This is a genomic window from Moraxella sp. CTOTU47915, assembly GCF_031986685.1.
GTDB lineage: Bacteria > Pseudomonadota > Gammaproteobacteria > Pseudomonadales > Moraxellaceae > Faucicola > Faucicola tetraodonis.
In genome coordinates, this window is record NZ_DAMAAE010000006.1 from 171,879 (window position 1) to 181,141 (window position 9,263).

The following is a 9,263-nucleotide window of genomic DNA, read 5'->3' on the forward strand; positions in this document are numbered from 1 at the left end:
CAGAGGCAATTTTCTTTAATTCACATGTCTACAATCAAGCCAAACTACTACCAAAACTTTGGCGCATTTTTAACCGTTTTTAGACTCACCGCGCATTGCTCGGCACTCGCTTGCTCACGCCCGCTAAACCAACCCACCGCAAATAGTGCATTTGGGTCGGTTTTGGCTTTTTCCAAATAATTGGCATGACCGACCACATTGTCATTATATTCACCGAGTACGTCTTGTGCAGGCTCTAAGTATTGCAAGAAAGCATTGAGCTCAGCTGCTTTTTTCCCTTTTTTGCCATTGGTTTGGCTGGCAAAAAGCGGCGCAGCAAACTCACTGACATAACGCAGGCTTTTTAGGTCTTTACGGACACCATGCTGGCTTTCTGTATCGAGACTGGCAAATTTATCACTTGCCACAGCAATCGCGGTAAATAGTTTTTCCAACTTTTTGGCAACAGTGGCTTTGGCTTTTGGGTTGTCCGCAGGTACGGCTAAATGGGTAAAACCAATCAGCTCTAACAACAGAATTTGAAAATCATTGGCTCTGACGGCATCAATCGGCATGATATCGACTGCCGTTGACCACTCGACATGCGGTGCACCGACTGACTCTAGCAGGGGCTGGGTTTTTATTTGCAAGATTTCTTTATCACGATACTCCCCTAGCAGGCTAAAGGTTTGTTTGAGTACCATCAGCCAATTTGGGTCGATATAATCTTGGGCAAATTTGAAATGTTTGAGGGCAGTACGTAAACGCCGAATGCCGACACGCAGTTGGTGCACTAAGTTGCCATCGGGACTGCCTTCAGCAATTGCAGAGGCGTTGGGCAAAATCTGCACGAGGCAGTTATTGACCACTGCCTGCAAAAACGCAAATTGGCTGATGCCTTTGTGTAATTGCAGCACAGCCAAATCCGCTTTGACAGGCTGGGCATATTGCTTATTCGCGAGTAGCAAACTACCCCGCTGGGCTTTGGTAACGGTTGATAAATATAATTTGTATTTTTTGCACCAAGTTTTAGCTACCTCAATCAAATCACTTGGGTCACCTTCAAGAAGCTCAAATTCAATTTCATGAATATCCGATTGGGTTAACCCGTGATTATTGACGGATTTTTGTGAGATTAGGCTGCCTATGCCAACCTTGCCGATATCATAAGCGATTTCGATGCGGCTGTTATTTTTCTTAATTTGGCGAGAAGTGCGTTGGACATCGGTAAAATATTGCACGGTTAAGGCTTGAGCGAGCTGGTCGAGCGGCATGATGCTAGTCAACTGTGCTACGACTGCGGGCTCTGTAATCAGTGAAACATCGGGCACAAGGCTGCTAACATCAAGGGTATCTGGCGTACCCGTCAGGCTCAGCACGGTATTGAGTTCAACGCGTTTGGCAACGCCGTCACCCGCTGTTTTGAGGGTTTGTACCCATTGATTGTCTTCAAAACGAATACGCAGGGCGATGCCTTGTTTGGCAAGGTCTTGATTGGGGGTATCAAAATAATACGCCGATAGCCGCTGTTGCCGCGCAGTTTTGGTGTCGATGTTTTTTCTTAAGACGCTTTGTTGATAGCTTGGGACAGCAAACTTGAGTTCTAGTTCGTGCATGATGGTGTCGATTAACCTATATAGCTAACGGATAAAACACCATCATAGCACAACTTTGCTTTTTAAAAATAACCACTTGGCTCATTTGTTAATGGTAAAATTTTAAAGCATTTAAAGAATGCCCTATGATAAGGGTTGACAAGTTATGAGATTACATCCAAACCTTCTTCTCTGAGCGATTTTTGTACCGCAGGTTGTGACTCCACGTTGTTAATCAGTTTTGCCAAATTCCGATACCCAGATAAATCCAATTTTAGCAAATGCGCCCAGCGCAAGGTGACATACAGATACACGTCAGCAATAGTAAACTCACCTGACATATAGTCTTTATCAGCCAAGTTATCATTGGCGATTTTAAAAATTTCAATGACCCGTCGTTGCGCTTTTTCAGCGACTTTAGGCTGCAAGTCTTTATCATCGATAAATGCCCCAGCGTCGAATAAAGGCAAAAAGGCTTTATGCACATCCGCATTGGCGTAGCTGAGCCATTGGTGAGCTTTGGCTTTTTGTTTATCACTGCCTTTACCAAAAATATGGACTTGGGGGAATTTTTCGTCAAGGTAGTGTAAAATCGCCACGTTTTGCGCCAAATAAAAATCGTCCGCTTCTATTGCTAGCAGTGGCACTGTGCCTTGTGGATTTTTGGCAAGATAATCTGGCTTTTTTGCATCTGCATGGCTGATAAGTTGTAAGTCATAATCCACCCCTGTCAGGTTAAGCGCCGTATGCGGTACAAATGAACAGGCGCCTTTAAATCCGTATAATTTTAATTTTTGCATGATTTTCTCTTTGGGTTTGCTAGTAAAGTAAAGTCAGGTATTGATATAAAAAAAATCCATTTTAAGCTATCATAACCACAAAATTTTGATGAATTTTGTAATAAATATTTACACTGACCCTCGATTAAATAGGTTTTTTAATAAATGCCAAACGTTACCGCTGACCAAACGTCGTCTTCGCAACTCACCAAAAATCCAAGCAAAAAAATCAAACCCACCGCGCGGGTGCGTAAACGTTTGCAAGACGCCCCACCCGTTACCCTCACAGTGACCAATCTTGCCCATGACGGACGGGGCGTGGCAAGTTACGGTGACCAGCCCGACCATCACCTCGATAAACATGGCAAAAAAGTATTCGTCAGCTTTGCGCTGGCCAACGAGACCGTGAGCGTCAAAATCACAGGCTCACGTAAAAGTATGGAAGAAGGTGACGCGGCTCTCGTACTGGCAAACCCAAACCCTGAACGCACGACCCCACCTTGTCCGCATTTTGGGGTGTGTGGTGGCTGTAGCTTACAGCACTGGCAGCCCGATGGGCAGATTCAATTTAAGCAATCGGTACTAGCAGAGCTGCTCGAACACCAAGCCCATATCCAGCCTGAACACTGGCTTCCCCCATTGGTGGCTGACCGTTTGGGCTACCGCACCAAGGCACGTATGGGCGTGCGCTATGTCGAGAAAAAAGGCACAGCATTGGTCGGTTTTCGTGAGCGCGCCAGCAATTTTTTGGCAAATTTAAATGAATGCCATGTGCTTGACCCGCGTATCGGCTTTGAAATTGAGAACTTAAAAGCGCTTATCAGTTCGCTTGACGCCCGTGACCATATTCCACAGCTTGAGTTAGCGATGGGTGAAACGCTTGATGATGTTATCGATAGCAAAAAATCCATCGCCGTCATTGTCCGTCACATGGTGGATTTAGGTGAGCATGATATCGCAAAACTGCAAGCTTTTTTTGCAGAGCGTAACTGGCAGTTATTTTTACAGCCCAAAGGTAGCGACACGGTACATCGTATTGACCCATTGTATGAAAATACTGCCCATGCGCGCCCATCAAGCCTGACTGTGCCACCGACGGGCGGTTTGTTTTATCGGTTGCCCGAGTTTGATGTGACGTTTGAATTCTCGCCACTGGATTTTACCCAAGTCAATTTGTCAGTCAATCGTAAAATGACCAAGCTGGCAATTGATTTGTTAGAATTGAAGCCAGGCGAGCGAGTGCTTGATTTGTTTTGCGGCTTGGGCAATTTTAGTCTGCCACTGGCGCGTCAAGTGGGTGAAACCGGCTTTGTGATTGGGGTGGAAGGCAGTAGTGAGATGACACAGCGCGCCAAAATGAATGCCACCGCCAACGGCTTGCACCATACCGACTTTTTTGCCCAAGATTTGACCAAAGATTTTTCTGCTGAGCCTTGGGTTGGGCAAGTCGATGCACTGCTGATTGACCCACCCCGCTCAGGCGCCTTAGAAGTCATGCAGTATCTGGATAAATTCAATGCCAAACGCATCGTCTATGTGTCGTGCAATCCAATAACCCTTGCTCGTGATACCGCCGTGCTGCTTGAAAAAGGCTATAAACTCACCCACGCGGGCGTGATGGATATGTTCTGTCACACAGGGCATGTGGAAAGCATTGCACGCTTTGAGAAACGCTAAAATTTGGCTTTATTCATACAATTTAAATAGCGTACGTTGACTTTGTCGGCGTACCATTTGGTATTATAGTCACGGCTGAGTTTTGCCCCAGAGATGACCACCTGTGGCATGATGGCGGTAGGTGCATTTTTGCCGGTTTTCATTTTGTAAAGACTACCGATGGTGCGGTAGGTTTCGGTATTTTCAAAATCTTGGCTTTTTTCTTTTGCCAAGTCCATGCGCACTTGTCGCTCCGTCAGGCTAATCATGCCTTGCTGAATCATCGATATCAGCGCCTGCTCACTTTGGCTAATATTGGCACTGATTTTATTGCCTTTTTCATAAATTAATAAATCGCCATCATAGTCTATTTCGGCTTTGGATAACTCGTGCAGCATTTTTTGAAAAGCGGCATTACGGCTTGAATACATCCCTGAGTTGTAGTCAGCGAAGCGATAAATCGGGTCTTGATAATTGGCTTTATACAGTAGCAAGCGATGGATACCATAGTACAATCCGCCATATTGGCTATATAGGTCTTTACGCAGTTCAAGGTTATTGCCATTCATACGGCGATGGTCACGCGCATAACTTACTTGCACCTGCATTGAGCCTAAGGTGGTAATCGGGTCTAATTTTTCTTCGATATCCCCACCCACCAATTTGGTAACGCTGTTCAGCTTGCTGGCATAATATTTGCTTGAAAAATACGCAAACATCTGATGATAAATATCGTCAAGTTCTTCTTCGGTTTTGACTTTAGCGATTTGTTTTTCAAAGCTGTTATCGGGCGTGGGCTCAGTTTTTAGCATGGTGCGAAAATATGGGGCCAGCGTTGAACCCAATTTTTCTTCCAACTCCTCATTCATCGCTTTTAGGCTTGATTGCCCTAAATTCGCGACGGGCGGATTGGCTTTAAAATTAGACTCTTGGTCGATAATGGCGACAGCGGTACAAATATTTTGCGCGTTTTTTTCTATTTTTAGCGTATCAAAAATTTGGTTGATGTCTTGTGCCCAGCTTTTGCTATCTTGTCCACGTTTGGGAATCAGTTTGGCAATTTGTTTGGCACCAATGGGCGAGTTAACGTCGGTTTGCGTTTGAAAATACTCACACCCTGTCAATCCAAGCGATAAAGTCAGCGTTATCGCCAACGTTGACAGGGTTTTACCAAAGTTAGCAAGGCTTTTTGAGCGGGTCATGGTAAAATCTGACGCTACAGTAGTCGCATTTGTAACAAAATGAGATGGTAATTTCATTAAACTCACCTATACTGAACAAGATAGTTTTATCTTAATTTGGATTGAGATTCACTCAAATCGCTGATTGGGTCGTTGCCTAACACTCATTTGAGTGATACAAAAATTTTATCGACGGGTTGACTTGCAATTGTTTGCGAATAGACACATCTTAATAAAATTAACACATGAGTAAGCGTAATAAAGTTAGTGTTAAATGGCTAAACATGGGCAACCCTAAAACGGTTAAGATATATAAAGTGACTATGGCATTTGCTTTATTTTAACGTTTAACATTTATTTTAAGGCTTAACACGCCCAAAACCAACGCACTATCATAGCTAAAACGCGCTGCTATAGCGACTACTCTGTCATATTTTATTATTGCTAGCGCAGTATCAAATCAAACTTAATCACACAAAAATTCACAGGGAAAGTGAGTTGATAATTTTAAATGAACAAGGTTAGTTTTTTTGCTCTTTGAGGAAATCTGGTAAGTAAGGTGTAGAATTGACATGGTAAAAATACGAGAAAGTTTGCCGCTATTGGATGGAAAAGACGTTGATCATGATAGTACCACGATGATTGCGAGTATCACTGCCAGCCAGCGTCATTTCACCCATACTGACTTGCCCATTGTCTCTGAGCCTGCCAGTCACATCATCGATGAGCATACCATTGATACCGAAGCTTGGCTGGTATCGATGGCAAAACGCGCTCATCTCACTGAGCTGCCTGAGCTGACCAAAGCCTGTCAACTACTCAAAAATCAAGATTTAAGTACCGAAAGCAACCGCTCTAATGCGTTTTTGACTGGGATTGGGATTGCTGATATTTTGGGTTATTTGTACCAAGATGAAGCCACGCTTGTTGCTGCGATGTTATATCGTGCCGCGCGTATCCAAATTTTTACCCCCAAACAAATCCAAGCCACCTTTGGCGATGAAGTCGCAGAGCTGGTGCAAGAAACCCTAGCGCTGGGGCGACTGTCCGATTTGATAGAGAACAACAAGCGCTTAGAAGACCACTTTAATAATAACCAGCGCGAACAGTTATCGGGCATTTATAATATGCTCATCTCGATGACTAACGATGTGCGTGTGGTACTCATCAAATTGGCTGAGCGTACTTTTGCGATGCGAGAGCTGTCGTATGCCAGCCCAGAGCGTCAGCAACGGGTCGCGCGCGAGGTCATGACAATCTACGCGCCGCTAGCGCATCGTATGGGTATTGCACAGCTTAAATGGGAGCTTGAGGACTTATCATTTCGTTATCTTGCGCCTGACCGCTACAAAGAAATCGCCAAATTACTCTCCGAAAAACGTAGCGAGCGCGAAACCTATATCGACCGGGTTGCCCAACAACTGCGCGAGGCGTTAGCTGCCCAAGGGATTGACGGGGAAATCACCGGTCGTGTCAAACACATCTATTCGATTTATCGTAAGATGAAACTCAAATCACTGTCGTTTGACCAGTTATATGACATCCGCGCACTGCGGGTACTGGTGCATAACAATGCCGATTGTTATCACGTATTGGGGCTGGTGCATGGTTTATGGCGCTATATTCCCGAACAGTTTGATGACTATATCACCAACCCAAAAACCAATGGCTATCGCTCGCTACATACCGCAGTAATTGCTGAGAACAAATCACTGGAAGTACAAATTCGTACCTTTGACATGCACTATGAAGCTGAACTTGGCATGTGTGCACACGTCAACTATAAAGAAGGTACCAAAAACAAAAAAGACGACTATCTGACCAAAAAAATCAGCTCACTGCGTCAGTTATTGCTTAATCAAGAAAATGCTGACAATCATGACCCGTTAAAATTTGTATTAGATAAACATGTTGAGCATGAGCATGGCGAGCTCGATGAAGAAGAACAAGTTGTTGATTTTGGTGAATTTGAGCGGATTTATGTGTTTAGTCGTGATGGTGATATCATCGAATTGCCTAAAGGCTCAACTGTGCTTGATTTTGCCTATCATGTGCATACCCATGTCGGCAATCGCGCCCAAGCCGCTCGCGTCAATAAACGCTATGTGCCGCTGACCTATCAGCTCAAAACAGGCGAACAAGTTGAGATTATTACCAAGCAATCACGCGAACCAAACCGTGATTGGCTAGTGGCATCCTTAGGTTATATCAATACCAGTCGCGCTCGCAGCAAACTGCGCCAATGGTTTAATAAGCAAGACCGTGATAAAAATATCGAAACAGGTAAGCACATATTAACCAAAGAATTGGCGCGCATGTCGGTACACCCTAACAGTATCGATTTAAATGATTACGTCAAATTTTTTAATGCCAAAAACAGTGATGATATTTTGGTAGGGCTAGTCAATGGCAACGTTGAATTGCATAATTTGACCGGTCATATCAGTCGTCATCTAGATTTAGAACCCGAAGTCACTGATACTGAGCTTATCCCCAGTATTCACCCCAAAGCCACAGGCAAGCTAGATGCGTATAAAATCGAAGTCGATGGCTTAGATAACATTGCTATTCACTTGGCAAATTGCTGCTCGCCTGTGCAAGGTGAGTCAATTGCGGGTTATATCACCCAGTCCAATGGCGTATCCGTCCACCGCAGTGATTGCGTCGAATACGAGCGACTGGTGGAGCGTGAGCCTGAACGCGCCATTAGTGCCGCTTGGTATGGCAATAAAGGCAAAAGCCAATTGGTACAAATATACCTTGAATCGTATGACAGGCGTGGCTTGCTTAAAGACCTGACCCAAATCATCGACCAAGAAAATGTCAATATCCGCCAAGTCGATACCCTAAGCGGGGATGATGATATCGCGCGGTTGAATTTTACCATAGAAGTGACGGGGCTAAGTCAGTTGTCCAAGCTTTTGGCAAAACTAGAGCAGCAACATGGTATTATCTTGGCGCGTCGTATCGTCAATAACAACAAGTCTTAATGCTTTAAATAGGAGTCACACGGCACATGCCAGAATTGCCCGAAGTGCAGACGACAGCGACGAGTCTGCAACCTTTGCTCAATCAAACCGTTGAAAAAGTTAGCGTCTTTCAGCCCAAATTGCGCTGGGCGGTGCCTGATGACTTGGTGAGTTTGAGAGATTATCAACTTATCGACATTGAGCGCCGAGCCAAATATCTGATTCTCACCTTTAAAGGCGGCGCGGCGCAAAAAAAACTGCTCATCCACTTGGGGATGTCGGGTAGCTTACAGCAGCATCCTGTGGGGTTTGACAAGCGTAAACACGATCACGTGATTTTGACATTTAATAATGGCAAAAAACTCACCCAACTGCATTATCATGACCCACGGCGGTTTGGCATGTTACTGTGGCTGGATGACTATGAAGACAAGCTGATTACCCATTTGGGTGTAGAGCCGTTGTCAGAAGATTTTAGCGCTGACTATCTATATCACCATATCCACAGTCGCAAAAAACCGATTGAACGCCCCATAAAATCGGTGATTATGGCGCAAGAGATTGTGGTCGGTGTGGGCAATATCTATGCAACCGAAAGCCTATTTTTATCAAAAATTCATCCGTTGACCCCTGCCCATCTCATCAGCCACGAACAGCTCATCACCTTGGTCGCCCATATTCGACAAGTCCTACAAACATCGATTGAAAAAGGCGGCTCAACGTTAAAAGATTTTACCGTAGCCGATGGACAAACGGGGTATTTTCAGCAAACGTTACTGGTATATGGGCATAAAGGCGCTGATTGTCCGAGCTGTGGCACTACCATCGACAATGTCAAAATCAATCAGCGTGCCAGCACGTTCTGTCCCACTTGCCAGCCGCTGATAACCCACAAAAAAACAGTGAAAAAATCACTCAAAAAAACGCTTAGAAAATAAAGGCTCTGCATTAATGTAAAAAAACCTGCGGCAAAGACAATTTTACTTGATAATTCTTGGCAAAATTGATGTAATGTTCCTGAACTATTCAGCAACAACCTAGCAAAACTTGTTGGTGGTGTTTCAAAAAGTATGCTGGCATTAAACGAATCCATTATTGATATAA

At 44.4% G+C, this 9,263-nt stretch carries 6 protein-coding genes; 3 read left to right on the forward strand and 3 right to left on the reverse strand.

Going from position 1 to position 9,263, the window contains the following annotated elements; genetic code table 11:
* Positions 1–47: 47 nt before the first annotated feature.
* Positions 48–1,595: a CYTH and CHAD domain-containing protein gene (locus RTL34_RS06965; protein WP_312115707.1), complete on the reverse strand. Its 1,548-nt coding sequence runs from the start codon at positions 1,593–1,595 to the stop codon at positions 48–50.
* A 143-nt stretch (positions 1,596–1,738) separates the two neighbouring features.
* Positions 1,739–2,374 carry a glutathione S-transferase family protein gene (locus RTL34_RS06970; protein WP_138018528.1) on the reverse strand — a complete coding sequence of 212 codons (636 nt, stop codon included), beginning with the start codon at positions 2,372–2,374 and terminating at the stop codon, positions 1,739–1,741.
* A 144-nt stretch (positions 2,375–2,518) separates the two neighbouring features.
* Between RTL34_RS06970 and rlmD the strand changes: the two genes are divergently transcribed.
* Positions 2,519–4,030: a 23S rRNA (uracil(1939)-C(5))-methyltransferase RlmD gene (rlmD, locus tag RTL34_RS06975; protein ID WP_312115708.1), complete on the forward strand. Its 1,512-nt coding sequence runs from the start codon at positions 2,519–2,521 to the stop codon at positions 4,028–4,030.
* Here rlmD and RTL34_RS06980 read toward each other — a convergent pair.
* Positions 4,027–5,211 carry a DUF1615 family protein gene (locus RTL34_RS06980; RefSeq protein WP_312115729.1) on the reverse strand — a complete coding sequence of 395 codons (1,185 nt, stop codon included), beginning with the start codon at positions 5,209–5,211 and terminating at the stop codon, positions 4,027–4,029. The two genes, rlmD and RTL34_RS06980, sit on opposite strands and share 4 nt — an antisense overlap.
* Positions 5,212–5,762: 551 nt before the next feature.
* Between RTL34_RS06980 and RTL34_RS06985 the strand changes: the two genes are divergently transcribed.
* Positions 5,763–8,180 (forward strand): RelA/SpoT family protein, encoded by a 2,418-nt coding sequence (locus RTL34_RS06985; protein ID WP_076775199.1) that lies wholly within the window; start codon positions 5,763–5,765, stop codon positions 8,178–8,180.
* 26 nt (positions 8,181–8,206) lie between these two features.
* Positions 8,207–9,097: a bifunctional DNA-formamidopyrimidine glycosylase/DNA-(apurinic or apyrimidinic site) lyase gene (gene mutM / locus RTL34_RS06990; RefSeq protein WP_312115712.1), complete on the forward strand. Its 891-nt coding sequence runs from the start codon at positions 8,207–8,209 to the stop codon at positions 9,095–9,097.
* Positions 9,098–9,263: the final 166 nt, after the last annotated feature.

Bases quoted from the DNA above. Each gene is read 5' to 3' on its own strand.
- RTL34_RS06965 (WP_312115707.1), bottom strand. From the start codon at position 1,595: ATGCACGAACTAGAACTCAAGTTTGCTGTCCCAAGCTATCAACAAAGC.
- RTL34_RS06970 (WP_138018528.1), bottom strand. From the start codon at position 2,374: ATGCAAAAATTAAAATTATACGGATTTAAAGGCGCCTGTTCATTTGTA.
- rlmD (WP_312115708.1), top strand. From the start codon at position 2,519: ATGCCAAACGTTACCGCTGACCAAACGTCGTCTTCGCAACTCACCAAA.
- RTL34_RS06980 (WP_312115729.1), bottom strand. From the start codon at position 5,211: ATGACCCGCTCAAAAAGCCTTGCTAACTTTGGTAAAACCCTGTCAACG.
- RTL34_RS06985 (WP_076775199.1), top strand. From the start codon at position 5,763: ATGGTAAAAATACGAGAAAGTTTGCCGCTATTGGATGGAAAAGACGTT.
- mutM (WP_312115712.1), top strand. From the start codon at position 8,207: ATGCCAGAATTGCCCGAAGTGCAGACGACAGCGACGAGTCTGCAACCT.